Genomic DNA, 26,429 nt, shown 5'->3' with positions numbered 1-26,429 from the left:
CCATCGCGTAATGGCGAAACCAAAGAAAGGTAACACAATGCGCTTAGTTTTCGGACTGGTTTTGGTTGTCGGTCTCGCCCTGGCTGGCGGTGCGGTGATGATGGCCAAGAACTATATCTCTAAGTACCAATATGCCTTGGCCCAGGCAAATGCGCACAAGGTTGTGAACATCGAAACCGTTGATGTTATTGTTGCCAGCCGCGCCTTGAAATACGGCGAACGGCTAACCCAAGACGCAGTACGAGTGGTGCAATGGCCGCAGGCTAGCGTCCCCGAGGGAACCTACTCCTCGTTGGAGGCGGTGTTTCCGCCGGAATTTAAAGGTGACCCTCGGATCGTGCTAAGACCTGTTGAGGCAAACGAGGCCCTACTCGCAGTGAAAGTGACCAAACCGGGCGAGGATGCAGGCATTACCTCACGCCTGAAACGCGGCATGCGTGCTTTTGCGATTAAAGTAGATGTTTCGTCCGGTGTTTCCGGTTTCTTGCGCCCTGGTGATCAAGTTGACGTGTATTGGTCGGGTAATCTTGGCGATGCCGATGAACGTCGGCGCGGTGAAATAACCCGTCTGATCCAAACCAATATCGAATTGATTGCCATCGATCAGATCGCTGGCGGCGAAATCAATGGTGCCACCATCGCACGCACAGTGACCGTCTCGGTCTCGCCCACACAAGTCGCCGCATTGGCACAAGCCCAATCCACCGGGCGTCTATCGCTGTCACTGGTCGGTGCTGGAGACGACACAGTCGCCTCATTTGTTGAGGTAGATCAACGTGCTCTGCTAGGTTTAGGTGAACGCGTCGCGGCACCCGAACGAGAAGTTGAAAGGGTCTGCACCATCCGTACTCGCCGAGGCGCCGATGTGGTGGAAATTCCGATCCCCTGCACCAACTAAACTGACCAAAGAACCGGATCATCAGGTGACTCTTGGGCAGAAAAATACCTAAAAACCGACCTATCGAAAGCCGCCTTTTCTGGGCGGCTTTCTTGTGTCCCTGTTAATCATACCCCACAGTCCCTGTTGCTCATGCCACACAAGGGTTCCGCATAATATCCAATGATTCTTGCAATAAAATACGAACTGATCCACAGTACGTGAAAGACGGGCACAAGACCCGACAACGAGGCGTGATCCGAGAGGCAGGTCACATGACATTTAGAACTATTATAGCAGCAGCCCTAACCGGGGTTGCTTTGATCAGTACACCGGTAGCCAATACCGCGTGGGCCGAAGGTCTGCGCATTGTCAAAAAGGGCACCGCATCACAGCTTAGCGTTCCAATGAACCGAGCGGTGGTGGTGGAGAGCGACGTTCCCTTCTCGGAACTCAGCATCGCCAACCCCGGCATTGCGGATATCTCATCTCTGTCAGACCGCACAATCTATGTGCTAGGCAAATCGCCAGGCTTGACCACTCTGACACTGTTGGACGGAACCGGCCGCCTGATCACCAACGTCGATGTGCGCGTTGCCGCTGATGTCAGCGAGTTCAAAGAGCGACTGCGTCAGATCCTCCCTAATGAAAAGATCGAAGTCCGCACTGCCAACGATGGCATCGTTCTGTCTGGCACCGTTTCCAGCGCCCAACGCCTGCAACGGGCAATGGACCTTGCTGAACGTTACGCACCAGAGCGCGTTTCAAATCTGATGACCGTTGGTGGCGTACAGCAAGTCATGCTAAAAGTACGCTTTGCTGAAATGCAGCGTTCTGTGTCCAAAAAGCTAAGCTCGTCCGTCGCCTTGGGCGGCAATAGTTTCAGCGCCGAAACAGGCACTTGGCTGCAAGACGGTAACGGTCTCGGCAGCCCTATTACGGCGCAAGCCGGAACTCTGGGTGCGGTTCTGTTCGGCTTTGATATCGGATCGACCCAGGTTGGCCTGCTAATCGAGGCTTTGGAACAAAAAGGTATGGTCCGTACTCTGGCTGAACCCAACCTTGCTGCCCTTTCAGGCCAAGAAGCCAAGTTTCTGGCCGGAGGTGAATATCCTGTTCCTGTGGCCCAAGAAGACGGCGTAAACTCGATTGAATTCAAACCCTTCGGCATCGAGATGATCTTTATTCCTCGCGTTGTCGACGGTGACCTGATCAATCTCGAGCTAAAGACCGCAGTCTCGGCAATCGACACCACCAATTCCATTGATGTGAACGGCCTTTCGGTTGCTGCATTCACCCGCCGCGAGGCATCGACCACAGTTGAAATGCGCGACGGTGAAAGCTTTGCCATCGCAGGCCTGATCCAGGACGACTTCCTGGACAACGCCGGTCAAGTTCCATGGATTGGCGATATCCCAGTCTTGGGCGCCCTCTTTCGCAGTGCTGACTATCAGCGTAGCCAGACAGAACTGGTGATCATTATCAGCGCGCATCTTGTTACGCCAACCCGCGGCGAGGCGCTGAGCCTGCCAACGGATCGTGTCCGACCGCCTAGCGAAAATGACCTCTTCCTGTTTGGACGCGTGACAACAGACCAAAGAGGTCCTGCAGGTGAAATTGCAAGACAAGATTTCAGCGGCTCATATGGCTATGTGTTGGACTAAGTGAAGGATGGCACAGATGATTAAGAATGTAGCGATTATTGGACTGTGCCTAACGGCAGCGGCTTGCGAATACGAGGCGGGCCATGAGCTGAACCGCGGAAACTTTGGCGAGGCCACGCAAAACAACACAGGCGTGATGAGCGGTGACCGTTCCTACACTGTTCAGCTGGCGAACCGTTTTGCAAAGGACGTCACACCCACAATCAACTTCGCCTTCGACAGCGCCAGCCTGGACGCCGAAGCGCGTGCAATTTTGGATCAACAGGCGAACTGGATCAAGCAGTTTCCCGAGGTTCGCTTTCGTGTCTACGGGCACACGGATTCTGTAGGATCTGCCAGCTATAACAAGTCGCTAGGCCTGCGCCGGGCGCGGTCTGCAGTGCGTTATCTGTCCACACGTGGCATCAGCCGTTCACGTTTGGAAGCCGTCGTATCATTTGGGGAAACCCAGCCTCTGATCGTTACACAAGGACGTGAACGTCAAAACCGTCGTACAGTAACTGAAGTCTCGGGCTTTCTAAAAAACCACCCGTCCCTCCTAGACGGAAAATACGCGCAGGTTGTCTATCGTGGCTATGTCGCCAGTGCGGTTCCGGGCTCGACACTGACAGAAGCACAGTCTCTGGCTACGGCAGAATAGCTGGCATAAGATCTACTGTTTAGTTTTTCCCAACTAATGGGGCTTTTTGGCCCAATTATCGCCAAATTTACGAACGATCTTTATCCTCAAGAGGTGACGTGTGCCAAGTGAGTCGCACGTAGGAGCGGACAGGTGAAACCTGCCGTTACCCGCAATGAGGATAATGGCAATGAGCAGTGTAACGCCGCAACCAGAAACAAATGCAATTGTCGCCTGTACCGTCAGTCGCGACGTGCAGAACTTCGATCTATTGATCGAAGACATGGAAGCCACAATGGGCGAAAGCTGGGGTGACCTTGGTTTTGCCGAGGCGTTAGCGTTTTTCAACCAACCCGAAGCAGAAGCACTGGAGTTCGTCGCTCTGGCCATTGATGGCGCCGATGAGGACAATCTGGTCCTGATGGGTGAAATCATTACCCAGGCCAAGTCCCGCGATATCAAAGTGATTCTGATTGCCGAGGACGTGACACCAGCGTCACTACACCAACTTCTACGCCAAGGTGCTGACGAGTTTGTCCCCTACCCGCTTCCGGAACAGGAATTAAAAGCCGCAATCGAACGTGTCACCACGCCCGATCCCGAGCCAGCACCTGCAAGAACAAATCCGCATCAGCTGCAAACCGACAGTGCCCGCGAAGGTGCCGTGATCGTGTGCCAGGGTCTTGCCGGCGGATCAGGCTCGACAACGCTTGCCGTCAATCTGGCATGGGAACTTGCCGAACTGAGCGAACATGAAAAACCTACCGTCTGCCTGCTAGACTTCGATGTGCAGCATGGGGCGGTCGCCACCTATCTGGATCTGCCGCGCCGCGAAATCGTCATGGAGATGCTGGGCCAAATTGACGAATTGGATGCAGAGATGTTCGGTCAGGCGCTTTTGTCCTTTCAGGACAAGCTGCAGGTTCTGACGGCCCCGTCCGAAATGGTCCCGCTAGAATTCTTCTCAGCCGAAGATATCGAGAAAATTATCGCTATGGCGCGCAGTCACTTTGACTTTGTGGTCATCGACCTGCCACGAACTCTGGTACAGTGGTCAGAAACCGTACTCAACATGGCCCATGTCTACTTTGCACTGATCGAGCTCGACATGCGCTCGGCCCAAAACGCCCTGCGTATGAAGCGCGCGTTGCAATCCGAAGACCTGCCATTCGAGAAACTGCGTTTCACTCTGAACCGGGCACCGAAATTCACCGATCTAAGCGGAAAAAGCCGCGTTAAGCGGATGGCTGAATCACTCGGCATCTCAATTGACCTGCAACTGCCTGACGGTGGCAAACCTGTGACCCAATGCTGTGATCACGGCCTTCCGCTGGCAATCTCTTCCGCCAAAAACCCGCTCCGCAAAGAAATTGCCAAGCTGGCACTGTCACTTCACGAACTGGGCCAGCAAGACGTTGCCGCAGCCTGATTAAATCGTACCTTGGGGGTATTAGATGTTTTCCAAATATAAAAAGACGGCGGGTGCAAAACCGGTTGCCCAGGTTGCCAAAGTAAAAGAGGCAAAGCCAGCTCAGGTAGCTGCCCCTACGCCAGCCGATAATCAAAATGCATCCCTGCGTCGCCCCATGCCTAATGCGCCTGCCAAGGCAGCCCCCCAGGACAAAGAACGCAAGCGCAAGGAACGGCTTGGCGAGATCAAGATCCAGCTGCACCGTGAATTGCTGGAACAGCTGAACCTCGCGGCATTGGAAAACGCCAACGAAAAAGAACTTCGCTCAGAAATCAACACGATCTCTAGTGAGATTTTGGAAGAAAAAGGCATCGTTCTTAACCGCGAAGACCGCCAGACGCTAACCAAAGAACTGTACGACGAAGTCACCGGTCTGGGCCCACTGGAAACCCTGCTTCAGGATGAAACCGTCAACGACATTCTGGTCAACGGTCCACAGCAGGTCTTTGTTGAACGCGCAGGTAAGCTGCAGCTCAGCGATGTGACGTTTAAGGATGAAAAACACCTCCTCAGGATCATCGATAAAATCGTCTCGGCTGTTGGTCGCCGTGTTGATGAATCCAACCCCTATGTCGATGCGCGACTGGCTGATGGCTCTCGTTTCAACGCCATGGTTCCCCCAATTGCGGTAGACGGTTCACTTGTTTCGATCCGAAAGTTTAAAAAAGACAAACTGGGCATCGATGACCTGGTAAATTTCGGGGCTTTCAACGAAGAAATGGCTGCATATCTGCAAGCGGCTGTTGCGACCCGACTGAATGTAATCGTATCCGGCGGTACCGGTTCCGGTAAAACGACGACGCTGAACGCACTGTCCAGTTTCATCGACAACGCCGAACGAATCCTGACCATCGAGGATACCGCCGAACTTCAGCTGCAACAGACCCATGTTGGCCGGATGGAAAGCCGTCCGCCAAACGTCGAAGGCAAAGGTGAAGTCTCCCCCCGCGACTGTCTGAAAAACGCCCTGCGTATGCGCCCCGACCGTATCATCGTCGGCGAAACGCGCGGCGAAGAAGTTATCGACATGTTGCAGGCCATGAACACTGGCCACGACGGTTCCATGACCACGATCCACGCCAACTCGGCCCGTGATGGGGTCAGCCGTCTAGAAAACATGATCGCCATGGCTGGTATCGAAATGCCGCTCAAGGCGGTGCGCAGCCAGATTTCTTCTGCGGTGAACCTAATCGTTCAGGCCTCGCGCCTTCAGGATGGTTCTCGCCGCATGACCTCGATCACCGAAATCACCGGTATGGAAGGCGATGTAATCTCGATGCAGGAAATTTTCCGCTACCAACGCGTTGGCCTAACACCTGAAAACAAGATCATCGGCCATTTTACCGCCACAGGCGTCCGCAGCCACTATTCGGAACGCTTCCGCATGTGGGGCTACGACCTGCCCGCCTCGGTTTATGAACCCACTACGATGGAGTCGCACTAATGGAACTTAGCGCAGAACCAATTATCTATGGCCTGATTTTTGTTGGCGTCTTGGTGCTGGTCGAAGGCCTGTATCTGGTGGCCTTTGGCAAGTCCATCAGCCTGAACAGCCGCGTCAACCGTCGCCTGGAAATGCTGGACAAAGGCGGAAACCGAGAGCAGGTGCTGGAACAGCTGCGCAAGGAAATGCAGCAGCATATGAAGACGCAGTCCATTCCACTGTATTCATTGCTCGCCGACAAAGCACAAAAAGCAGCTATCGCCTTTTCACCTCGGCAATTGGTCATGATCATGGGTGGCCTTGCGGCCCTTGCCTTTGTCGGCCTGACCATAGGTACGGATACCCAACTGCCACTGCGCATCTTGGCATCCGTCATTATTGGCGTCTCTGCGGTATTCCTGTGGGTCAACAACAAGGCCAAGAAACGCATGACATTGATCGAGGAACAGCTACCCGATGCTGTTGAATTGATCGTGCGCAGTCTGCGGGTCGGCCACCCGTTTATGGCAGCAGTTCAGATGGTTGCCAAAGAAGTAAGTGATCCCTTGGGCACTGAATTCGGCATGATCGCAGACGAAAGCGCATATGGCCGTGACATCGGTGAATCGCTTAAGGAAATGGCCGAACGGCTGGACATGCAGGATATGCGGTTCCTGGCTGTTGCAGTTACCATTCAGGCGCAGTCAGGTGGTAACCTTGCCGAAGTTCTGGCCGGCTTGGCCAAGGTGATCCGGGCTCGCTTCCGCCTGTTTCGTCGGGTCAAGGCAATCACCGCCGAGGCACAATGGTCCGGCAAGTTTCTATCTGCCTTCCCGCTGCTGGCCTTGATGGGAACGCTGGCAAAAGATCCGCACTTCTATGACGAGGTTCTGGACCACCCATACTTTATTCCGTGCTGTTTCATTGTCGGAGTATTGTTGACCGCAAACCTATTCGTCATGCGCGCGCTGACTAATATCAAAGTATAAAGGCAACTCGACATGGAATTCCTGACGAACATCAATGCCTTTATTACTGAACACCTAGGCGACTTTGGTCCTCTGCTGGTGATTGGTCTGCTGGGTATATTTATGATCCTGCTGACGATCCCTCTTTTGTTGAACCAACGCGAAGATCCGTTGGCTAAGCTAAAGAAAAACGACAATCCTGAAACCAAGGAAAAACCGCAAAAAGAACGTTTACGTCAGGGCAGCCGGAACGAACAGCTCAAGAAGTTCGCCAGTTTCCTAGAGCCACAGAACGCCGATGAACTCTCGGCGATGGAACTGAAACTGCGCCAAGCTGGCTATCAGTCCAAGGACTCGGTTCGGTTCTTCCACTTTTCCCAGTTTGCCCTCGGCATCGTTGGTCTCATCTTGGGGCTAGTCTTTGTCTACATCCTAAAGGCAGATGCGGACTATGACGGCCAACAGCAGATGATCCGCATCATCGGTCCCGGCGCGGCTGGCTATATGGTTCCCAAGTACTGGATCACCCGCCGCATTGCCGAGCGCAAAGATGCCATCACCGCCGGTTTCCCTGACGCGCTTGACCTTATGCTGGTCTGCGTCGAGGCCGGACAGTCGCTCGATCAGGCCATCGTCCGCGTCGCCAAAGAACTGCACGCCTCTTATCCTGAACTGGCCGATGAATTCGATATCGTTGCCTATGAAATGAAGGCCGGTAAGGATAAGGAAAAAGTACTAAAAGACATGGCCACACGTTGTGACGTCCAGGATCTGTCCTCGTTTGTGACTGTGATGATCCAATCGGCCACTTTTGGTACCTCTATCGCCGATGCGCTGCGGGTTTATGCGGCCGAAATGCGAGATAAACGCGTAATGCGCGCCGAAGAGGCCGCAAACAAGTTGCCAACCAAAATGACCCTTGCCACAATGGGCCTGACGCTTCCGCCGCTGCTGATCATTCTGGTCGGCCCGTCGATGAAGAACATCTCAACTTTGGGCAACTCAGGCAATTAAATATGAAACCAACGGGTGGGGCCATGCCCGCACTGTTTCACAAGACCTTGATCGCCATCACTGTTTGCGCAGTGGTGGCGTCTTGCGCGTCTGAGGAACCACTTGATCCCACCAATCCCTGGGCTCCCGGTATAGATCACCGCGCCGAAGCCGAAGACGGGCTAGAGGTTGGACACCGGTTGATGGAAGCCCAGGAATATGAGCTGGCGCTTGAGGCTTTTACCCGCGCGGCATTGGAACACGGCATGACCGGCGAGGTTCTATCCAGCCTAGGCACAGCAAATCTTAGTCTCGGGCGTCTGGGTCAGGCCGAACCCCTGTTACGTCGCGCCATAGAAAAAGAGCCGGACTGGCCCGAAGGTATGAACAATCTTGGCGTTTTACTGATGGAACAGGGCAAATATGCCGAGGCAGAGCAGGTTTTACGGCGTGCATATGCCCTGGATAATGGCGAAAGTGCCCCAATCCGTGAGAATTTGCGCTTGGCACTCGCAAATTTGGAGAATTCTGCTATTACTACTGGACAAAACCAAGAATACGAATTGGTGCAGCGTGGCCGTGGGAACATCCTGATCCGCCAGACACCATGATTAGGGCAGAGCAGTAAAGGACGCAAAAATGCGCCAAATATTTCTTGTATCCGCATGTCTGGCCGGGGGAATGTTCCTGTCAGCCTGTGAAGATAAAGACGCCTCCACCGTTGAACGCGCCTTTCAGGACGTCAATGTGGTGGATGAAACAGACCTCAACGATGTGATGCTAACCGCCGCCGACCCGAACGAGGCAGTGGACTATTTCGCTCGCACATTACAGGGCAACGCTGATCGCATTGACCTGCAACGGGGAATGGCGAAATCTCTGGTTCGCGCCAAACGCAATGTCGAGGCCGCCACGACTTGGAAGAAAGTGACCTCAATGGAGGGCGCGACCAATGACGACATGGTCGACCTGGCCGATGCCCTGATCCGCAATGGCGATTGGGAAGCAGCCCGGACAGCCTTGGACAAGGTTCCCCCAACCCACGAGACATTCAAACGCTACCGGCTAGAAGCCATGGTCGCGGATGCCAACAAGGATTGGAAACGGGCGGACAGCTTTTACGAAATCGCTGTATCGCTGACCACCCGCCCTGCTGGCGTGATGAACAACTGGGGCTACTCAAAACTGACCCGCGGTGACTACGCCGAGGCCGAACGCCTCTTTGGCGAAGCCATCCGTCAGGATCAGGCACTGTTCACAGCCAAGAACAACTTGGTTCTGGCCCGTGGCGCTCAGCGCAACTACAGCCTGCCAGTGATCCCGATGGGTCAGGTCGAACGCTCTCAACTGCTACACACCATGGCTTTGGCAGCGATCAAGCAAGGCGACGTTGCCACAGGCGAAGGTCTGCTACGCGAAGCCATCAGCACTCATCCGCAACACTTCGAAGAAGCGGTACGCAGCCTGCGCGCATTAGAAGGCGCCTAACTCATGTTGGCACTTCCGGTCATTCCGGCTCATGTAGCATTTTGGTTTCTGCCATTTGTGCTGCCTATTTGCTATGCGATCATGCTGACCGACCTGCGCGGAATGCGAATTCCCAACTGGGCCGTGGATCTGACAGCGGTGATATTCATTGTTGTCGGCCCGTTCCTGATGTCTTGGACAGACTACGGCTGGCAATTGCTACACCTGCCTATCGGCATCGGCCTGGGCTTCCTGTTCTATAGCGGCGGATTGGTCGGCGCCGGCGATGCCAAGTTTGCCGGGGCCGCTGCGCCGCTGGTTGCCTTTGGCGATTTACGGCTAATTATGCTGATTTTTGCCGCGAACCTTTTGGCTGGTTTTGCCACCCACCGTATTGCCAAACACACCCCTCTTCGCAAGCTGGCTCCGGAATGGCAAAGTTGGAATGTAGGAAAAAAATTCCCTATGGGCCTGTGCTTAGGCGGAACACTGGCAATCTACCTGATCCTTGGCGCCACCCTTGGACCCAGTAGCTAACCAACCTTTTTCGGGGCATCCGACCTGTACAGGCGCAACAACCGCCGAATTGCTACAGCTTTGCCCCGCTATTGCCACACTGCTGAATAAACTGTTCTGAAACCGCGCCCGTCTATCTTGGATGGGTGTGCACCGATGCAGCGTCCAGCAACAGGCCCTTTACCCATGAATATGCAAACCTCGAACGTGATGGCCCCCCCTGCCCCCAAGGGGCTGGAACAGATGCTGCTACCACCGGTGATGATGCGGGATATCCTGCTCAAGACTATCTTTCGCAAGAACGTCGACATGGTCAGCGACATCGCAGAGGCTATCTGCCTGCCGATGTCTGTCACGCAGGAACTGGTCGACATCGCCCGCGAACAAAAACTGCTAGAAGCCACCGGCACCCTGAACGCCAACAGCGGCAATGAGATGGGGTATCAGCTGACCGACGCCGGCAAGGCCCGCGCACTGGATGCGCTAGCACAATCCGAATACTTCGGCGCCATGCCTGTCCCGCTGGATGTTTACCGTGAACAGGTGAAACGCCAGTCGATCCGGAATATTCAGGTCACCCGTGACCAGTTGACCAATGCAATGGGCCATCTGGTGTTGCCGCCCAGTCTGCTCGACCACCTTGGGCCAGCGGTCAGCGCCGGTCGCTCTATCCTGATGTACGGCCCTCCGGGCAATGGTAAGTCCTCAATCTCAAACGGTATTCGCGATGCCCTTGGCGATCAGGTCTATGTGCCCTTCGCGATCGAATATGCCGGTCAGGTGATCACCGTCTATGACCCGATTGTGCACACTGCGATCGAACAAACAGGCGACGATCCCAACTCTCTGCGCCGCGCCCGTCGCTTTGACAGCCGCTATGTCTGCTGCCAACGCCCAACCGTTGTCACCGGCGGTGAGCTGTCGCTGGACATGCTGGACTTGGTCTATAACCCCACCGCGCGCACCTATCAGGCACCGCTACAGCTGAAATCCACCGGCGGCATTTTCATCGTCGATGACCTTGGTCGTCAGGCTGAATCACCGCAGTCCCTGATCAACCGCTGGATTGTACCGCTAGAGGAAAGCAAAGATATCCTCGCCCTGCAATCAGGTGAAAAATTCGAGGTGCCTTTTGACACCCTCGTGATCTTCTCTACCAACTTCCACCCGAACGAGATCTTCGATACCGCCGCCCTGCGCCGGATCTTCTTTAAGATCAAGATCGACGGCCCAAGCCAGGAAAACTTCCTGAAGATCTTCGCGCTGGTAGCGCGCAAAAAAGGCATGGCACTGGACGAGGCCACTCTGGTGCACCTGCTGAAGCACAAATACCCGACCATCGACAACATCTACGCCAACTATCAGCCGGTATTCCTGATCGACCAGATGATCGCCATCTGCGAATTCGAAGGCATCCCTTACCAGATGTCCCCCGACCTGATCGACCGCGCCTGGGCCAACATGTTCGTCAAGGACGAAGTGATCGTGAAATAGGCGGAGTTCTCCCGCCCGTCGTCAATTTGTTCTGCGAACAAGTCTCCTCCTGTTGGGCGTGGCGCTGCCGTCGGCAGCGCAGTTGCGGGAAATGGAGAGCATAGGATTTGCTAATTGGCACGGTTAGCAGATTGGACTAAACAGGGAACATGACTGTTCTCAACGTGGCTATCACGAATTGGTTCACCAGCCGAAACTGGACAATCCACCCGCACCAGAAAATGATGCTGGACCGCGCGGATGATCCTGCAACCCTGCTCATCGCCCCAACGGGTGGCGGCAAGACTATGGCTGGGTTCCTGCCCACATTGGCTGAACTGGCGGATGGCCAGCACCAAGGCCTCCACACCCTCTATATCTCCCCCCTCAAGGCCCTAGCCGCTGATATCAAACGGAACCTGCGCACCCCGGTGGATGAAATGGACCTGCCGATGCGCATTGATGATCGCACCGGCGACACGCCGCAATCGCGCAAGAAACGCCAGCGCGCCGACCCGCCCCATATCCTGCTGACCACCCCCGAAAGCCTCGCGCTGCTGACCAGCTATGACGACGCCGCCCGCACCTTTGCCGGGTTGCAGCGAGTGGTGGTGGATGAAATCCACGCCCTAGCCGAAAGCAAACGCGGTGATCAGCTGATGCTGGCATTGGCCCGCCTACAAACGCTTTGCCCCAATCTGCGTCGTGTTGGATTGTCAGCCACAGTGGATGACCCACAGGCCATCGCGCAGTTTCTTGCCCGCCATCCCGACTCTTGCGAAATCCTGCAGGCCGACCCCGGCCCGACGCCCGACATCCAGATGCTGGAAACAACCGAGGCCCCACCCTGGGCTGGCGGTGGAGCCGCCTATTCCATCCCCGCTGTGATGCAGCAGATCAAAGCCCACAACACCACGCTGATCTTTCACAACACCCGAGCCCAGGCCGAGATTTTCTTTCACAATCTGTGGCTTGCCAATGAAGATGCCCTACCCATCGGCATCCACCACGGATCATTGGGCCGCGAACAACGCGACCGGGTTGAGGCAGCAATGGTCCGTGGTGATCTACGGGCGATTGTCTGCACAGGGTCATTGGATCTGGGGCTTGATTGGGGCGACGTGGATCTGGTGATCCAGATCGGCGCGCCCAAGAATGTCAAACGTCTGGTGCAACGCATCGGCCGCGCCAACCACAGCTACAACACCCCATCCAAGGCATTACTAGTCCCAGCCAACCGGTTCGAAGTGGTCGAATGCCGCGCCGCGCTAGAGGCTGTGCGCGAGGGCGATCTAGACGGCGAAGCCCGCGGATCAGGCCCGCGCGATGTCTTGTGCCAGCATATCCTGATTGCCGCCTGCGCAGGCCCGTTTCACGCCGATGATCTGTTCGCCGAAATGACATCAGCCGGAGCCTTTGCCACCCTGCCCCGCGCTGAGTTTGACGCCTGTCTCGAGTTCTGCGCCACAGGTGGCTATGCGCTGAAAGCATACGACAAATGGCAACGCCTGCTACAACGTCCTGACGGGCGCTGGCAGTTGCGCGACCCGCGTGCCACCCAACGTATCCGTATGAATCTTGGCACTATTCAGGACACCGATACGCTCAAGGTTCGCCTAAAACGCAGCCGCGGCGGCAAACCTTTGGGCGAGATCGAGGAAGCCTTTGCCGCCACGCTCACCCCCGGCGACACGTTCTTGATTGGCGGCCAGACCGTCCGATACGAGGGCCTGCGTGACATGACGGTCGAGGTGAAGCGCCGCAGCGGCAAAATGCCCAAGATCGCCACCTTCAGCGGTACCAAATTCGCCACCTCTACCCAGCTCAGCAGCCGCATTCTAACCCTGCTACAACAGGACAGCTGGCCCAACCTGCCAAACCACACCGCCGACTGGCTGATGCTACAACGCGAAGTCTCAAAACTGCCGCAGCCCAACCGCCTGCTGATCGAAAGCTTTCCCCATCAGGATCACCCGCACCTGTGTATCTACGGCTTTGCCGGGCGCAACGCACAACAAACGCTTGGCCTGCTGCTGACCAAACGGATGGAGGAAATGGGACTGGATCCTCTCGGCTTTGTCGCCACCGACTACGCTACCATGATCTGGGGCCTGGAAACCCTAACCGACCCCGAGCCGCTGTTCGACATCGCCGCCCTGCGCGATGGGCTAGACGGCTGGCTAGGCGAAAACGCCGTGATGAAGCGCAGCTTTCGCGGCTGCGCCACCATCGCCGGGCTCATCGAACGCAACACGCCCTCAGCCCGCAAAAATGGGCGGCAGGCGACGTTTTCCTCCGACATCCTGTATGACACCCTGCGCAAATACGACCCCGACCACCTGATGCTGCAAATCACCCGAACCGAGGCCCTGCGAGGACTGGTCGACTTTGGCCGGATCGAGGACATGATCACCCGCATCCAAGGCAACATCGACCTGCTGCACCTTCCCCGCATAACTCCCTTAGCCGCACCGCTACTGCTCGAAATGGGCAAGGTCCCGATCAAGGGCGCGGGGCTGGAAAAACTATTAGAAAAAGAGGCTGCGGAACTGATGCAGAAATCCGGTCTCGCCAATCTGCCGCAATAGCCCTTGCTAGTCCGCTTCAGATCAGCAACGTCTTGCGAATGACTGGATATGACTTCCCCCTCTCCGGCGCCCAGCTCACGGCTCTAGGTTCCGGCGCGCTCTACTGGCCTGACCAGAACCTGCTCTGTGTCTCGGACCTGCATCTGGGCAAGTCCGAACGTCACGCCCGTCGCGGCGGCACTACCCTGCCCCCCTATGAGACCCAGGAAACGCTGGCCCGACTTGAGGCTGACCTGAACCAAACCCAAGCCAACACCGTGATCTGTCTGGGCGACAGTTTCGACGATGACAGCGCCGCGCGCGCTTTGCCTGAGGCCGAGAAAGACAAAATAGCCGACCTCGCCAGCAGGTGCCGTTGGATCTGGATCACCGGCAACCACGATCCGGCCCCCGCAAACCTACCCGGTGAACTGCACGACAGCTTCCCCCTCGCCCCGCTGACCTTCCGCCATATTGCCGAACCCGACACATCCGGCGAAGTTTCTGGCCACTATCACCCCAAGGCAAAACTGCGCGGCGCCACCCGCCCTGCCTTTCTGCTAGACCAACACCGCCTGATCCTACCCGCCTATGGCACCTACACCGGCGGGTTGCGCAGCAGCGACCCGGCCCTATCCACCCTGATGGCCCCCAAGGCCATCGCCATCCTGACAGGCCCCCGCCCCCTGGCCATTCCAATGCCACGCTAGCCGCAACGTCATTCCCCCAATACCAAACGCGTTCTCTATGGTCCTGGCAACACGACAGGGAACCACAAATGACAGATATCGACAGCCGCATCCGCGCCAGCTTTGCCCGCCAGAACATGATGCACACTATGGGTGCCGAGCTCACCCACATCGGCGATGGTGAGGTCATCATCACTGCCCCCATCCTGCTAAGCAGCCGCCAGCAACACGGCGTTGCCCATGCGGCCCTGACTTTTGCCATAGGCGATACCGCAGCTGGTTATGCTGCGCTCACCAAACTGCCCAGTGACCAAGAGGTGATGACAGCCGAGATCAAGATCAACCTGCTGTCACCAGGTCAGGGCGATTACCTACGCGCCACCGGCAAAGTCATCAAACCCGGCCGCCGTCTGGTTGTTGTCACCGCCGAGGTCCACGCCATCACCGACGGTCAGGAAAAACTGATAGCTATACTACAGGGCACCATGGCCCCGGTCCAAATCTGATCCCAAACGCAACAAAGGCGGCTCTTGCGAGCCGCCCCTGCTTCTTTTTGCTCTAAATACTCAAATCCAACGCCGCAACGGGCAACAGATCAGGCGGTCAGCCCTTCCGGCTCAGCCAGACCATTGGCACGGCAACAGGCTGTGACAGTATTGGCCAGCAGGCAGGCAATAGTCATTGGGCCAACGCCACCCGGTACAGGCGTAATGGCGCTCGCAACCTCGGCAGCTTCGGCAAAGTCAACGTCCCCCAGCAGCTTAGACTTACCGGGCTTTTCTGGATGCGGAATGCGCGTGATGCCTACATCGATGACCGTTGCGCCAGGCTTTACCCAGTCGCCTTTGACCATTTCGGCGCGACCAACAGCCGCAACCAGAATATCGGCACGGCGGCAGACCGCCTCCAAGTCCTGCGTACGCGAATGGGCGATGGTCACGGTGCAGCTTTCCTGCAGCAACAGTTGGGCCATCGGCTTACCAAACAGGTTCGAACGCCCAATCACCACAGCATTCTTGCCCGACATGTTGCCCAACTGATTGCGCAGCAGCATCAGGCACCCCAACGGAGTGCAAGACACAAGGCCTTTCTCTCCGCTAGCCAGAAGGCCTGCGTTCACTACGCTCAACCCGTCCACGTCCTTGGATGGGTCAATGCGGGCTACCACGCGGCGTTCGTTCAAATGGTCCGGCACTGGGAACTGGCAAAGGATGCCATGCACCTTGGGATCCGCATTCAGCTGGTCGATCAGCGCGAACAGCTCCTCTTCGGACACATCAGCAGGCAGCTTGTGCTCAAAAGAGGCCATACCAGCTGCCACAGTGTTCTTGTGCTTGGCGGCCACGTAAACCTCGGACGCGGGATCTTCACCCACCAGCACTACAGCCAAACCTGGCGTGATATTGTGTTCTTCTTTCAAACGGGCAACGTGGCTGGCCACCTTGTCACGCACTGTTGCGGCAAAGGCCTTACCGTCGATTATACTTGCTGCCATAATTCTATTCCTTTCCCCCGAGCTTAATACCAAGCCCGCTCAAGTTTCCCGTATGACCTGCGCTTCCCGCGCGATAGACCAGTCAATCAGCTGCCGCCACAGTGTCTCGGCCAGCTCGGGGTCCAGCCCCTCTGCTTTGGCTTTCTCGCACACCTTAGTGACAACCTCTTCCACCCTCTCAGGTATCCGCGCCGGCCAATTGTTACCTTGTTTTAGCGCAATAGCCCGATCGATATATCCCGCTCGGGTGGCCAGTAGCTGCACAAGATCCGCATCCAATGCGTCAATTTGTTGCCGAAGCATCGGCATGTCTTCGCAATCAGACGGAGGTCTCAATTCAGTCATCTCAATACTCCTGCGGCCCGGGGGGTCCCCGGGCCGCAGAAAGCGTATTTTTCAGCTTAGAACAAGCCTTCAATCTCACCTGCGTCATTCAGGCAGATGCTCTTGGCTGCCGGATTGCGTGGTAGACCCGGCATGGTCATGATATCGCCGCAGACTACAACGATGAAACCAGCCCCTGCCGACAGGCGTACTTCACGAACCGGAACCGAGTGACCTACCGGCGCACCGCGCAGAGTTGGATCGGTCGAGAACGAATACTGCGTTTTGGCCATACAGATCGGCAGATTGCCATAGCCCTGCGCTTCCCACTCGTGCAGTTGCTTGCGGATCTTGGCATCAGCCAAAACCTCATCCGCGCGGTAGATACGCTTGGCGACGGTTTCCATCTTCTCAAACAATGGCATGTCATCAGGATAGATCGGCGCAAAGTTGGCCACATCCGCATCTGCAATCTCGGCCACACGGGTTGCCAGATCAGCAGATCCTTCGGAGCCCAGCTCCCAGTGACGCGACAGGATTGCTTCTGATCCCTGCTCGACCACAAAGTCCTTGATCGCCTGCACTTCGGCATCGGTGTCAGTTACAAAGTGGTTGATAGCAACAACAACCGGCACACCAAAGCCCTTAAGGTTCTCGATGTGACGACCCAGGTTGGCACAGCCCGACTGCACGGCCTCGACATTCTCTGTTCCCAGATCCGCCTTGGCCACACCACCGTTCATCTTCATCGCGCGCACTGTCGCAACCAAAACCACCACCGATGGCGCCAGATCGGCCTTACGGCACTTGATGTTCATGAACTTCTCGGCACCCAGATCAGCACCAAACCCAGCCTCGGTGACAACATAGTCTGTCATCTTCAGCGCGGTTGTGGTTGCGATAACCGAGTTACAACCGTGTGCGATGTTGGCGAATGGGCCACCGTGGACGAATGCCGGGTTGTTTTCCAGCGTCTGCACCAGGTTCGGCTGCATCGCATCTTTCAGCAGAACGGTCATCGCGCCATCTGCTTCGATATCACGGCAGAACACCGGAGACCGGTCACGACGATAGGCAACAATGATGTCACCCAGACGCTTTTCCAGATCCTTCAGATCTTTGGCCAGACACAGGATCGCCATCACTTCGGAGGCAACAGTAATGTCAAACCCGGTTTCACGTGGGAAGCCGTTTGCAACGCCACCCAAGCTTGCTGTGATCTGACGCAGCGCACGGTCGTTCATGTCAACCACACGACGCCAGACAACACGACGGGTGTCGATTTCCAGATCGTTGCCCCAATAGATATGGTTGTCGATCATCGCCGACAGCAGCGAGTGGGCAGATGTGATGGCGTGGAAGTCACCGGTAAAGTGCAGGTTCATGTCCTCCATTGGAACAACCTGCGCATAGCCACCCCCAGCAGCGCCACCCTTCATGCCAAAGTTCGGACCCAGCGACGCTTCGCGGATACAAACCATGGCGTTCTTGCCAATGCGGTTCAGACCATCACCCAGACCAACGGTCGTGGTGGTCTTGCCTTCACCAGCTGGCGTTGGGTTAATCGCGGTCACAAGAATCAGCTTGCCGTCTTCACGATCCTGAACCGAGTTGATGAACGACTGGCTGACCTTTGCCTTGTCGTGGCCGTAGGGCAGTAGATCATCACGCGGAATGCCCAGCTTCTCACCAATCTCTTGGATCGAACGCTTCTGCGCTTCCCGTGCAATCTCAATATCGCTTTTATAGCTCATAGCCCTGGTCCCTGATCTTAGATGTTGAACTTTTTGCGGCATACAATTGCCGGCATGCGTCAAGCCATAGCCCTCCCTGCGTCCTTGTATCGCATGATTTCCGACATTTTCAGGACGCGAAACGGCGTACCAGCAACTCTGGGCTGCGGATTCAAAGATGCATCCAGACTGACAGTATTTTTATGGCGCCCAGGGACGCTGATCTGGAATAAAAAGTCGCAAGGCATCGCCAACAGCCAAACCGCCCGGCCGCTCCACCCAGGCAGTGATTCCCCGCCGGTTCTTGGCCGCAGGTTTGAACTTCGGCCCAAATCCGGCGTGATCTTTTTCAATTTCCTTGGCCGGGAAAATGCAGGGACGGTTCTCTGTATCAACAACCACGGTAGTGCCATCAGGCCCCTGCAAACGCGACGACGGCGGTACAAATGTGAAATCCGGAATGCCACGCACCACAATCGAAACCCCCAGATGCTCTGGGTAGACCCACTCCATCCCCATGTCAGCGGCAATCAGTGCCAGCTCTTCTTCAGACAGGATCGTCAACTGCCGAACATTGCGAATTTCAGTGCCCTGCGGATACAGATTCTTCACCCGCACACAGGACGCACGATTTGCCCCCGCATGCCGCGCACCTGAGTCGCCATCAAACCCAAGCTCCAGCTGCTCTACAGCATTGGCCCGCAGCCCCTCACCCGCAGGCACATGCCCAAGCCAAGTAATTTCACCAGTATACTGTGTTTCAATCATGGTCGGCATTGAATGCTTTACTCCGTCTAACCGCTATGTCGTCACCGCCCAAATTGGGCTCGCTCCTCAAGAAGCGCCACTCTTGCACAAAGCCATGGGATTAGCCGCATTCATTTTAGTGATACATGTCATCACTAGCCCCCATCACATTCTTCCGCTCATGGCAACGAACACAAACCCACCGCTTCTTTTTGCCCAAAATAGCCATATCCCACGCCACCACGACCACCGCCCAAGAAAAAGGCCCGGAACCTATCAAGGTTCCGGGCCAATCTCTGCAACCTATCAGGCCGACGGTTCTGGTTCCATGTCCCCTTCGGGTGGAGACTTCTTAGGCTTGGCCTTGGGAATAGCAGTGACCGAGGCATTGCCCTGATCGGCATCATCCTCGTCGTCATCCTCATGCGGCGCATCACCGTTCATCACCCGCTTGATCTCATCACCGGTGAGGGTCTCATACTCTAGCAAGCCTTGCGCCAGACGTTCAAAACCTTCAGCGTTGTCAGTCAGGATCTTGCGCGCGCGCTCATAACCCTCGTCGATCAGGCGTTTGACCTCACCTTCGATCAGCTCTTTGGTCGCCGCCGAAACAGAGAACCCGCCGGCACCGCCATTGTTCTGATACCCGGCCGCAGCCTCTTGGTAGTCAATGTTGCCGACCAGATCGGACATGCCCCATTGCATCACCATAGCCCGTGCCAGTCCGGATGCCTGCTGGATATCACCAGCCGGACCATTGGACACTTCGCTCTCACCATACTTGATGATTTCAGCAGCCTTACCGGCCATCGCCATCGCCAGTCGCTGGTGGCATTCTTCCTTGAACATGTTCAACCGGTCGAACTCTGGCAGGCTCATCACCATGCCCAGTGCACCACCGCGCGGAATGATTGTCGCCTTATAAACCGGGTCACATTTCGGCAGGGAAATCCCCACAACCGCGTGGCCAGCCTCGTGGTAGGCGGTCATTTCCTTTTGTTCCTGGGTCATCACCATGGAACGACGCTCGGCACCCATCATGACCTTGTCTTTGGCACTTTCAAAGTCATCCATAGTCACAAAACGACGGCCAATACGGGCAGCCATCAGGGCAGCTTCGTTCACAAGGTTAGCCAGATCCGCACCAGAGAAACCCGGTGTACCCCGCGCAATGATGCGCAGATCCACGTCGGGGCCCAGCGGAGTCTTGCGCGCATGCACGCCCAAGATTTTCTCACGGCCTTTGATGTCAGGGTTACCAACAGTCACGTTCCGGTCAAAACGGCCCGGACGCAGCAGGGCTGGGTCCAGCACGTCTTTACGGTTGGTCGCCGCCAAGATGATCACACCTTCATTGGCTTCAAAACCGTCCATTTCAACCAGCAGCTGGTTCAACGTCTGCTCGCGTTCGTCGTTACCACCGCCATAACCGGCACCACGGTGGCGGCCTACAGCGTCGATTTCATCGATGAACACAATACAAGGCGCATTCTTTTTCGCCTGTTCGAACATGTCGCGCACACGGGATGCGCCCACACCAACGAACATCTCAACAAAATCGGAACCCGAAATGGTAAAGAACGGAACGCCCGCTTCGCCAGCAATCGCCCGCGCCAGCAGTGTTTTACCAGTACCCGGAGGGCCCACCAGCAGCGCACCCTTGGGGATCTTGCCGCCCAGACGGCTGAATTTCTGAGGGTTACGCAGGAATTCTACGATCTCTTCCAGCTCTTCCTTAGCTTCGTCGATACCAGCAACGTCGTCAAACGTTACCCGACCGTGCTTTTCGGTCAGCATCTTGGCCTTGGACTTACCAAAGCCCATCGCGCCACCTTTGCCGCCACCCTGCATCCGGTTCATGAAATAAACCCAGACACCGATCAGCAACAGGAACGGCAGCAGCGTCAGAAGAAACGCCTGGAACCCGGACTGGGCCTGCTTTTCAGCCCGCACAGGAATGTTGTTCTCGATCAGAAGCTTTGTAACTTCAGCATCCGAGGGCTTGATGGTCACGTAAGTGTTGCCATCAGACGCGGTAAACCGAATTTGTTCGCCATCAAGGGTGGCATTGGTCACCCCGCCGCCCTCAACTGCGGTCACAAAATCAGAAAAGGTTCTTTCCTGGCTCTGCATCGAACTGCCTGAGCCACTGAACATATTGAACAGCGCCAAGACCAGCAGAAACAGAATGACCCAGAAGGCGATATTACGTGCGTTGCCCAAGGCAGCTCTCCTAGTTATCGAAGCGTGCCAGTCGGCACACCTGCTTTGACCCTAAAATAAGGATCATTCGGTCAGGTTCAATGCGATAAAAGCCCAGCATAGAACTCTTCGTCCGAAATAACCGCTTTTATGGTCCATCCATTGGCCATTTCAGCCATCGGAGCGGCAATCAGGTCCTGCCCGCGCCACAATGAGGGTGTAGCCTCTAGCACTTCCCTCGGGCAACCAGAATCGCGCCAATCCGGGCAAAACGACAGGCCATTCTTGCCTAAGGGACGAACTTCAAGGTCTTGATCAGCCCCGCCCTCTAGCCGCCAGCGATTGTCCCACAGACCATCCGGCTGCGCCACGTCATCGCGAACCGCGTTATATTCGCGGCAAATCCAAACCTGCCCCCGACGCGACAGAATCCGACAGCCACCCAGCGTCAATCCGCCACCGGTGCGTACAGTGTCCAAAGCTTCTCGCATAATTTGTCGCCGCAGCGGGTACCCTGCCCCTGAAACCCAGCGCAGAGCGCCCAAAATCAGGCGATGAATAACCTCATCTGGCTGCACCCGGAGCATAGCCTCATCAAAAACTACCGCACCATGGACCGTCGTTGCCAGCTCACGAGCCGATGATAACACTGAATGATCAAGGGCTTCCTTCGCCCGCGCCATATTCTCGGCTACCGTGGACAGGGTTTCGATGGTCAAACCCAGCGGTTCCAGATCCTGCATCGCCTGACGCAGACGCACCCGTTCAAAGCGCCGGTCCTGATTGGACGGATCCTCGACCCAAGTCAGGTTGTTTTCGGTCAGGTAGCTGCGCAACTGCGCTCGGGTCACTTTTAACAGCGGTCGCAGCAATGTGATGCCATTCAGATCACGACGCACCGGCATCGCCGCCAGCCCATCAACTCCGGCAGACCGCGCCAGTCGCATCAACACAGTTTCTGCCTGATCATCCGCCGTGTGCCCCAGCGCCACAATCGGTATCTGTCGCCGCTTAGCCCACTCGCCTAGCAGCTGGTATCTTGCCCTGCGGGCCTGATCCTGCAGGTTGCCCTTGCCGTCCCAATCATCCCAGCGCAAAATTTCGTGATCGACGCCTAGCCCAGCCGCCATTTCAGCAATCTGCTGCGCCTCTTGCGCTGAACCATCGCGCAAACCGTGATCTACCGTTGCGGCCAGAACATCTACACCGCGACTCTGAAACCACGTTGCCAGCACATGCAGCAATGCAACCGAATCGCCACCACCAGACAGGGCCACCCCAACACGGGACGGCAACGCCCCGCGGAAATGGCCTTGAACCTCTGACAGAATATTCATTGTGTACCGATCAGGAACAGCTAAGTGATGCCATTTCCTGTTCCGCCGCTAGAACCGCCGCTGTCCCGGGAAAGCGTGCTTTGACTTCGGCCAGTGTCACACAGGCCTGACTGGATTGCCCCAGACGGCCCAAAGCAGCGCCCAGTTCAAACAAGGCTTCGGGTGCGATTGTCCCAGTCGAGTTACCGGTGAAAGACGCCAGATAGGCACGTGCCGCCTCGCGGGTGTCGCCCATGCCATTCAATGCTTTACCGCGATTATAGTGCGCCTCGGCAGCCAGAGGACTACCGGGATAAGCCACATCAAAACTGGCAAATTTGGCTGCCGCGTCTTGATAGTTACCCTCGCCCAGGGCCTGCTTGGCAGCGTCAAAATCAGCCAACTCGCCAACAGCCAGCTCATCAGAGGTATCTACCGGAGGCAGGCCAACCGGCAGCGCAGTTTCAGTCTCGCCGCCCAGCGTCGTGGTCTCACCCAGAGCGCTGATATCGCCACCTTCGAGTTCGACCAGACGGAATTCCAGATCACCGATCCGATTGGTGCCATCGGCAACGATCCGGTCGATCCGGTGCTCCAGCCCCTCGGTTTTGGCCGTCAGCCCCTGCAAGGCGTTCTCAATTGCACCGACCCGGTCCAAGACGGAATTACCGCCCAGACTTGTACCCGGCGCGCCAGTGGTCGACAGCTCGCGCTTCAACCGCTGTATTTCTACATGCAGAACCGTTAGTTCCTGACGGATGTCAGCCAGTGTTTGCTGATCCTGCGCCCGTAGACCCGCAGGAACAAAAGTAACAGCCGCGATCACGGCAAGAGCATAAAGACGCATCATTTACCCCGTCAACCCGCCAGTCAGAATGGTCACAGCGCGGCGGTTTTGCGAATAGCAGCTCTCGTCCGAACAGATCTCAAGCGGGCGTTCTTTGCCATAGCTCACCACTTTGATACGGTTGCTGGCTATGCCACGTGACACCAAATACTCCTGTGCGGAGTTGGCCCGGCGTGCGCCAAGGGCAAGGTTATACTCTCGCGTGCCCTGCTCGTCCGCGTGGCCTTCGATGGTGACCGTGTAATCGGTGTTGGCCAGCAGCCAATTCGATTGAGCCAGCAAAATGCCCTGCGCTTGGGTGGTCAGGCTGGACTGATCGACCACAAATAACACCCGGTCACCGATTTCTTGATTGAAATAGGCCGGGCTGGTTTCGTCAGCCACACTGCCCGCGCCACCACCGTTCAACGAGGTCCCGCCAGAGTTTCCGCCGGTCACATTATCGCAAGCCGCGAGGCCTAGCGCCGAAGTGATCAAGATTACTTTTGTCAAACCGCTCATGATATCAACCTCATGCAATTGTCTTATGTTTCGTTAACCCTATCACAGGCCATTTGGCCGCGCTATGGGGATGATTTTCTTCTTAATTCTGCAATGGCGACCAGGCCGGATCCGACCCACCATCCGGGGTCCGCACCGGTTTTAGGTTACGGCCAGAGATGTCCACCGAGTACAGTAAGGACCGACCATTGGCACCTTGGGTTTCACGGGTGAACATGATGACCCGGCCATTTGGCGACCAGGTCGGCCCCTCATCCAGGAACGAAGCCGTCAGCAGCCGTTCTTCGCTGCCATCGGTGCGCATCACACCAATGTGGAACCGACCCTTGTTTTGCTTGGTGAACGCCAGCAGATCCCCACGCGGTGACCAAACTGGCGTTCCATAACGCCCTTTGCCATGACTGATCCGTCGTGCTTCGCCACCGGTTACAGCCATCACATATAACTGCTGACTGCCTGAACGATCGCTTTCAAACACAATCTGGCTGCCATCCGGTGAAAACGACGGCGCAGTTTCAATCGACGGCGCACTGGTCAGCCGGGTCAGCTTGCCGCTGTTGATATCCATGGTGAAAAGATCGGTGTTACCACCCTGCGACTGGGAAAACACAACCGTGCGCCCATCTGGCGAGAACCTAGGTGCAAAGCTCATGATGCCATCATCAGTAGACAACACCCGGCGCTGGACCTTGCCAATGTCCATCACATGGATCTGCGGAAAGCCGCTCTCGTAACTGGTGTAGAGCACACGATCGCCAGTGGGCGAGAACCGTGGCGCCAGAACAATCGACGCACTATTGGTCAGAAACTGCACATTGGCGCCGTCGTAATCCATAATCGCCAATCGCTTGCGGCGGTCATTCTTGGGACCATTTTCAGAGACATAAACCACCCGGCTATCGAAATACCCGCCTTCGCCGGTGATCCGGCTGTAGATGGTATCCGCCACTTTATGGGCCATGCGCCGCCAACCGTCGGTGGTGCCGGTAAACTGCAACCCGCCGCCATCCAGCTCTTTATCAGCAAACACATCATAGCCACGGAACCGCACCGTCAACCGGTTGCCATTAACGCTGACAGCCCCGGTAATCAGCGCCTGTGCGTTGACGGCTTTCCAATCCGCATACTGCACCTGCGCATCAAAATCAGTGACCTTAGAGATATGCGCCGAGGCAGGGATCTCGCGGAACAACCCTGTGCCACTCAGATCCGAAGCAATCACCCGCGCGATCTGCGTCGACAACTCGCTGGCGGACGCTGTATCGGCAATGAAACTGGGCACTGCATAGGGAAGCGGTTCGATTACACCGTCGGTAATTTCAATCCGCAGCGGACCGTTTTGTGCCACCACAGCAGTCGCCGGGGCCAACAAAGCTGCCGCCAACAGAACGCCTGTCAAAAAAGTCCTCATTTGATCCGCATCCTTTCTGGATTGAATGTCATTTCAATATCACGCCATTGGCCATATTTTTCAGGGGGAAGTTGGAACCCCTTTGCCCCGCAGCGAATGATAGCCCGCCGCGCAGCCTCAAATGCTTGTTTCGCCGCTGTGCTCGATCCACCAGTACTGGACAGCATTCTGATTGTCCCGGCATCCGGTTTACCGTCTTGGCTTAGCGAAACCCCCACGACAACTGTAGTGCCCAAAGCCTCGGTCGACAGTGAGCCGACATTCCAGCAGTTCGACACCGAGACGCGCAGAGCGTCCTTTTCGCCAGAGGTGAGTGGCGGCCCCGAAGGTTCCGGCGCGATTACATCCGCGCCACCAGCAATCGCCTCGGCCACCGCATCCGCAACTGCATCATTGGTTTCCTCGACGGGTTGTTCAACTGGCTCAATAGGTGTTGCGGTCTCCACCGGAGGCGTCGGCCGTCTGGGTCGTGTTTTGGGCCGCAACGATTGGGTTGGCGCCGCAGTGACAGGATCATCCTGCTCTTCGGCCTCGGTCACGATGCGGTCACTGGCGGCTTCCGGCGCCGTTGCTTCTTGCACTTCCTGCTCTGTCTCAGCGCCTTCATCCGGCGCGATTTCAGGCTGGACAACTTCGTCGATAGTTGTGTCCGGCGCAGGCGGCGCGATCGGCGTCGGGGCAACCCTGTCAGCAGGCTGCGCTACCTGTGGTTCAACCACCTGCGGTAAGTCGGGTGTTAGGTCGGGAAGTGTCGGCGCTTCGGGCGCAGGCGGAACCGGCAGCGGCGCAGGCTCCGGCTCTGGCCGCTCTGTAACTTCAGGATCAGGCGCAGGGGGCTCAATCGGCTCCGGCTCTACGATTTCGGGTTCTGGATCCACTTGCGGCTCCACCGCTGGCGCTGGTGGCTCCTCCTCCGGAACAGGCAAAGCAGCTGGTTCTTCTGCGATCTCAGGCGCTTGGTGCTGCTGACTAAGCAATGCGAACTCAGCCGAGCTGATCATCGTGACCTCTTGCACCTGAAACGGCAACGGCTCTGACGGGAACCAGGCACCAAACACCACCCATCCCATCAGCCCGGCATGGGCCGCCAGAGATATTTTGGTTCCGACCTGCAACCTGCCGCTCC

The 26,429-nt window shown here is 56.5% G+C and carries 24 protein-coding genes and 1 pseudogene; 15 read left to right on the top strand and 10 right to left on the bottom strand.

The genetic code is table 11. From position 1 onward, the window contains the following. Nucleotides 1-37: 37 nt before the first annotated feature. The 15 genes and pseudogenes from cpaB (at nucleotide 38) to DL239_RS10595 (ending at nucleotide 15,233) form a co-directional block, all read left to right on the top strand. On the top strand, nucleotides 38-898 hold the full coding sequence (cpaB, locus tag DL239_RS10665; protein ID WP_167684082.1) for a Flp pilus assembly protein CpaB: 861 nt from the start codon (nucleotides 38-40) through the stop codon (nucleotides 896-898). Between the two features lie 254 nt (nucleotides 899-1,152). Beyond that, on the top strand, nucleotides 1,153-2,541 hold the full coding sequence (locus tag DL239_RS10660; protein WP_167684081.1) for a type II and III secretion system protein family protein: 1,389 nt from the start codon (nucleotides 1,153-1,155) through the stop codon (nucleotides 2,539-2,541). 16 nt (nucleotides 2,542-2,557) lie between these two features. Then, nucleotides 2,558-3,181, top strand: coding sequence for an OmpA family protein (locus DL239_RS10655; RefSeq protein ID WP_167684080.1), 624 nt, complete (start codon nucleotides 2,558-2,560; stop codon nucleotides 3,179-3,181). Nucleotides 3,182-3,350: 169 nt separating this feature from the next. Beyond that, a complete protein-coding gene (locus DL239_RS10650; RefSeq protein WP_167684079.1) occupies nucleotides 3,351-4,589 on the top strand; it encodes a CpaE/TadZ family protein in 1,239 nt (412 codons plus the stop codon). 25 nt (nucleotides 4,590-4,614) lie between these two features. After that, the gene (locus DL239_RS10645; RefSeq protein ID WP_167684078.1) at nucleotides 4,615-6,075 is read left to right on the top strand and encodes a TadA family conjugal transfer-associated ATPase; all 1,461 of its coding nucleotides are present in this window, start codon (nucleotides 4,615-4,617) and stop codon (nucleotides 6,073-6,075) included. Beyond that, nucleotides 6,075-7,043 carry a type II secretion system F family protein gene (locus DL239_RS10640; RefSeq protein ID WP_167684077.1) on the top strand — a complete coding sequence of 323 codons (969 nt, stop codon included), beginning with the start codon at nucleotides 6,075-6,077 and terminating at the stop codon, nucleotides 7,041-7,043. Before DL239_RS10645 ends, DL239_RS10640 begins: the two co-directional genes overlap by 1 nt. Before the next feature lie 12 nt (nucleotides 7,044-7,055). Next, a complete protein-coding gene (locus tag DL239_RS10635) occupies nucleotides 7,056-8,036 on the top strand; it encodes a type II secretion system F family protein (protein ID WP_167684075.1) in 981 nt (326 codons plus the stop codon). 2 nt (nucleotides 8,037-8,038) lie between these two features. Beyond that, complete coding sequence (locus DL239_RS10630; protein ID WP_167684073.1) at nucleotides 8,039-8,626, top strand: tetratricopeptide repeat protein; 588 nt, start codon at nucleotides 8,039-8,041, stop codon at nucleotides 8,624-8,626. Between the two features lie 28 nt (nucleotides 8,627-8,654). Continuing rightward, on the top strand, nucleotides 8,655-9,503 hold the full coding sequence (locus DL239_RS10625; protein WP_167684070.1) for a tetratricopeptide repeat protein: 849 nt from the start codon (nucleotides 8,655-8,657) through the stop codon (nucleotides 9,501-9,503). Between the two features lie 3 nt (nucleotides 9,504-9,506). Continuing rightward, nucleotides 9,507-10,019 carry a prepilin peptidase gene (locus tag DL239_RS10620; RefSeq protein ID WP_167684068.1) on the top strand — a complete coding sequence of 171 codons (513 nt, stop codon included), beginning with the start codon at nucleotides 9,507-9,509 and terminating at the stop codon, nucleotides 10,017-10,019. A gap of 165 nt (nucleotides 10,020-10,184) precedes the next feature. Further along, on the top strand, nucleotides 10,185-11,492 hold the full coding sequence (locus DL239_RS10615) for a DUF8689 domain-containing protein (RefSeq protein ID WP_167684066.1): 1,308 nt from the start codon (nucleotides 10,185-10,187) through the stop codon (nucleotides 11,490-11,492). A gap of 16 nt (nucleotides 11,493-11,508) precedes the next feature. After that, nucleotides 11,509-11,619 (top strand): annotated as a pseudogene (locus DL239_RS21900) (hypothetical protein); the annotation flags it as partial. 22 nt (nucleotides 11,620-11,641) lie between these two features. Continuing rightward, nucleotides 11,642-14,059 carry a ligase-associated DNA damage response DEXH box helicase gene (locus tag DL239_RS10605; protein WP_167684064.1) on the top strand — a complete coding sequence of 806 codons (2,418 nt, stop codon included), beginning with the start codon at nucleotides 11,642-11,644 and terminating at the stop codon, nucleotides 14,057-14,059. A 38-nt stretch (nucleotides 14,060-14,097) separates the two neighbouring features. Next, on the top strand, nucleotides 14,098-14,748 hold the full coding sequence (gene pdeM / locus DL239_RS10600; protein WP_167684055.1) for a ligase-associated DNA damage response endonuclease PdeM: 651 nt from the start codon (nucleotides 14,098-14,100) through the stop codon (nucleotides 14,746-14,748). Nucleotides 14,749-14,816: 68 nt separating this feature from the next. Next, nucleotides 14,817-15,233: a PaaI family thioesterase gene (locus DL239_RS10595; protein WP_167684053.1), complete on the top strand. Its 417-nt coding sequence runs from the start codon at nucleotides 14,817-14,819 to the stop codon at nucleotides 15,231-15,233. Nucleotides 15,234-15,322: 89 nt separating this feature from the next. Here DL239_RS10595 and folD read toward each other — a convergent pair whose 3' ends face one another. From folD to tolA, 10 genes are all read right to left on the bottom strand, one after another. Further along, entirely contained in the window at nucleotides 15,323-16,222 is a 900-nt protein-coding gene (gene folD / locus DL239_RS10590; RefSeq protein WP_167684051.1) for a bifunctional methylenetetrahydrofolate dehydrogenase/methenyltetrahydrofolate cyclohydrolase FolD, read from the bottom strand. 39 nt (nucleotides 16,223-16,261) lie between these two features. Continuing rightward, nucleotides 16,262-16,567: a chorismate mutase gene (locus tag DL239_RS10585; RefSeq protein ID WP_167684049.1), complete on the bottom strand. Its 306-nt coding sequence runs from the start codon at nucleotides 16,565-16,567 to the stop codon at nucleotides 16,262-16,264. A gap of 56 nt (nucleotides 16,568-16,623) precedes the next feature. Next, nucleotides 16,624-18,300: a formate--tetrahydrofolate ligase gene (locus DL239_RS10580; RefSeq protein ID WP_167684047.1), complete on the bottom strand. Its 1,677-nt coding sequence runs from the start codon at nucleotides 18,298-18,300 to the stop codon at nucleotides 16,624-16,626. A 180-nt stretch (nucleotides 18,301-18,480) separates the two neighbouring features. Next, nucleotides 18,481-19,056: an MOSC domain-containing protein gene (locus tag DL239_RS10575; protein WP_167684045.1), complete on the bottom strand. Its 576-nt coding sequence runs from the start codon at nucleotides 19,054-19,056 to the stop codon at nucleotides 18,481-18,483. Between the two features lie 276 nt (nucleotides 19,057-19,332). Then, a complete protein-coding gene (gene ftsH / locus DL239_RS10570; RefSeq protein ID WP_167684043.1) occupies nucleotides 19,333-21,249 on the bottom strand; it encodes an ATP-dependent zinc metalloprotease FtsH in 1,917 nt (638 codons plus the stop codon). 77 nt (nucleotides 21,250-21,326) lie between these two features. After that, nucleotides 21,327-22,565 (bottom strand): tRNA lysidine(34) synthetase TilS, encoded by a 1,239-nt coding sequence (tilS, locus tag DL239_RS10565; RefSeq protein WP_167684041.1) that lies wholly within the window; start codon nucleotides 22,563-22,565, stop codon nucleotides 21,327-21,329. A 10-nt stretch (nucleotides 22,566-22,575) separates the two neighbouring features. Continuing rightward, nucleotides 22,576-23,391 (bottom strand): tol-pal system protein YbgF, encoded by an 816-nt coding sequence (gene ybgF / locus DL239_RS10560; protein WP_167684195.1) that lies wholly within the window; start codon nucleotides 23,389-23,391, stop codon nucleotides 22,576-22,578. Nucleotides 23,392-23,394: 3 nt separating this feature from the next. Next, nucleotides 23,395-23,892: a peptidoglycan-associated lipoprotein Pal gene (gene pal, locus DL239_RS10555; RefSeq protein ID WP_167684039.1), complete on the bottom strand. Its 498-nt coding sequence runs from the start codon at nucleotides 23,890-23,892 to the stop codon at nucleotides 23,395-23,397. Between the two features lie 82 nt (nucleotides 23,893-23,974). Next, a complete protein-coding gene (gene tolB, locus DL239_RS10550) occupies nucleotides 23,975-25,303 on the bottom strand; it encodes a Tol-Pal system beta propeller repeat protein TolB (protein ID WP_167684037.1) in 1,329 nt (442 codons plus the stop codon). Then, on the bottom strand, nucleotides 25,300-26,418 hold the full coding sequence (tolA, locus tag DL239_RS10545) for a cell envelope integrity protein TolA (RefSeq protein WP_167684035.1): 1,119 nt from the start codon (nucleotides 26,416-26,418) through the stop codon (nucleotides 25,300-25,302). Before tolA ends, tolB begins: the two co-directional genes overlap by 4 nt. Nucleotides 26,419-26,429: the final 11 nt, after the last annotated feature.

The organism is Parasedimentitalea denitrificans, from assembly GCF_011813015.1.
GTDB classification, from domain to species: domain Bacteria; phylum Pseudomonadota; class Alphaproteobacteria; order Rhodobacterales; family Rhodobacteraceae; genus Parasedimentitalea; species Parasedimentitalea denitrificans.
This window is presented reverse-complemented; position numbering and strand designations above follow the sequence as displayed.

What these genes read in the sequence shown, in the direction of transcription:
- DL239_RS10635 (WP_167684075.1), top strand. Translation starts at nt 7,056, where the DNA reads ATGGAATTCCTGACGAACATCAATGCCTTTATTACTGAACACCTAGGC.
- tolB (WP_167684037.1), bottom strand. Translation starts at nt 25,303, where the DNA reads ATGAGGACTTTTTTGACAGGCGTTCTGTTGGCGGCAGCTTTGTTGGCC.
- pdeM (WP_167684055.1), top strand. Translation starts at nt 14,098, where the DNA reads ATGACTGGATATGACTTCCCCCTCTCCGGCGCCCAGCTCACGGCTCTA.
- DL239_RS10660 (WP_167684081.1), top strand. Translation starts at nt 1,153, where the DNA reads ATGACATTTAGAACTATTATAGCAGCAGCCCTAACCGGGGTTGCTTTG.
- DL239_RS10615 (WP_167684066.1), top strand. Translation starts at nt 10,185, where the DNA reads ATGAATATGCAAACCTCGAACGTGATGGCCCCCCCTGCCCCCAAGGGG.
- DL239_RS10605 (WP_167684064.1), top strand. Translation starts at nt 11,642, where the DNA reads ATGACTGTTCTCAACGTGGCTATCACGAATTGGTTCACCAGCCGAAAC.
- DL239_RS10630 (WP_167684073.1), top strand. Translation starts at nt 8,039, where the DNA reads ATGAAACCAACGGGTGGGGCCATGCCCGCACTGTTTCACAAGACCTTG.
- DL239_RS10640 (WP_167684077.1), top strand. Translation starts at nt 6,075, where the DNA reads ATGGAACTTAGCGCAGAACCAATTATCTATGGCCTGATTTTTGTTGGC.
- DL239_RS10575 (WP_167684045.1), bottom strand. Translation starts at nt 19,056, where the DNA reads ATGCCGACCATGATTGAAACACAGTATACTGGTGAAATTACTTGGCTT.
- cpaB (WP_167684082.1), top strand. Translation starts at nt 38, where the DNA reads ATGCGCTTAGTTTTCGGACTGGTTTTGGTTGTCGGTCTCGCCCTGGCT.
- DL239_RS10625 (WP_167684070.1), top strand. Translation starts at nt 8,655, where the DNA reads ATGCGCCAAATATTTCTTGTATCCGCATGTCTGGCCGGGGGAATGTTC.
- DL239_RS10585 (WP_167684049.1), bottom strand. Translation starts at nt 16,567, where the DNA reads ATGACTGAATTGAGACCTCCGTCTGATTGCGAAGACATGCCGATGCTT.
- ybgF (WP_167684195.1), bottom strand. Translation starts at nt 23,391, where the DNA reads ATGCGTCTTTATGCTCTTGCCGTGATCGCGGCTGTTACTTTTGTTCCT.
- DL239_RS10580 (WP_167684047.1), bottom strand. Translation starts at nt 18,300, where the DNA reads ATGAGCTATAAAAGCGATATTGAGATTGCACGGGAAGCGCAGAAGCGT.
- tilS (WP_167684041.1), bottom strand. Translation starts at nt 22,565, where the DNA reads ATGAATATTCTGTCAGAGGTTCAAGGCCATTTCCGCGGGGCGTTGCCG.
- DL239_RS10620 (WP_167684068.1), top strand. Translation starts at nt 9,507, where the DNA reads ATGTTGGCACTTCCGGTCATTCCGGCTCATGTAGCATTTTGGTTTCTG.
- DL239_RS10595 (WP_167684053.1), top strand. Translation starts at nt 14,817, where the DNA reads ATGACAGATATCGACAGCCGCATCCGCGCCAGCTTTGCCCGCCAGAAC.
- DL239_RS10655 (WP_167684080.1), top strand. Translation starts at nt 2,558, where the DNA reads ATGATTAAGAATGTAGCGATTATTGGACTGTGCCTAACGGCAGCGGCT.
- DL239_RS10650 (WP_167684079.1), top strand. Translation starts at nt 3,351, where the DNA reads ATGAGCAGTGTAACGCCGCAACCAGAAACAAATGCAATTGTCGCCTGT.
- folD (WP_167684051.1), bottom strand. Translation starts at nt 16,222, where the DNA reads ATGGCAGCAAGTATAATCGACGGTAAGGCCTTTGCCGCAACAGTGCGT.
- DL239_RS10645 (WP_167684078.1), top strand. Translation starts at nt 4,615, where the DNA reads ATGTTTTCCAAATATAAAAAGACGGCGGGTGCAAAACCGGTTGCCCAG.
- pal (WP_167684039.1), bottom strand. Translation starts at nt 23,892, where the DNA reads ATGAGCGGTTTGACAAAAGTAATCTTGATCACTTCGGCGCTAGGCCTC.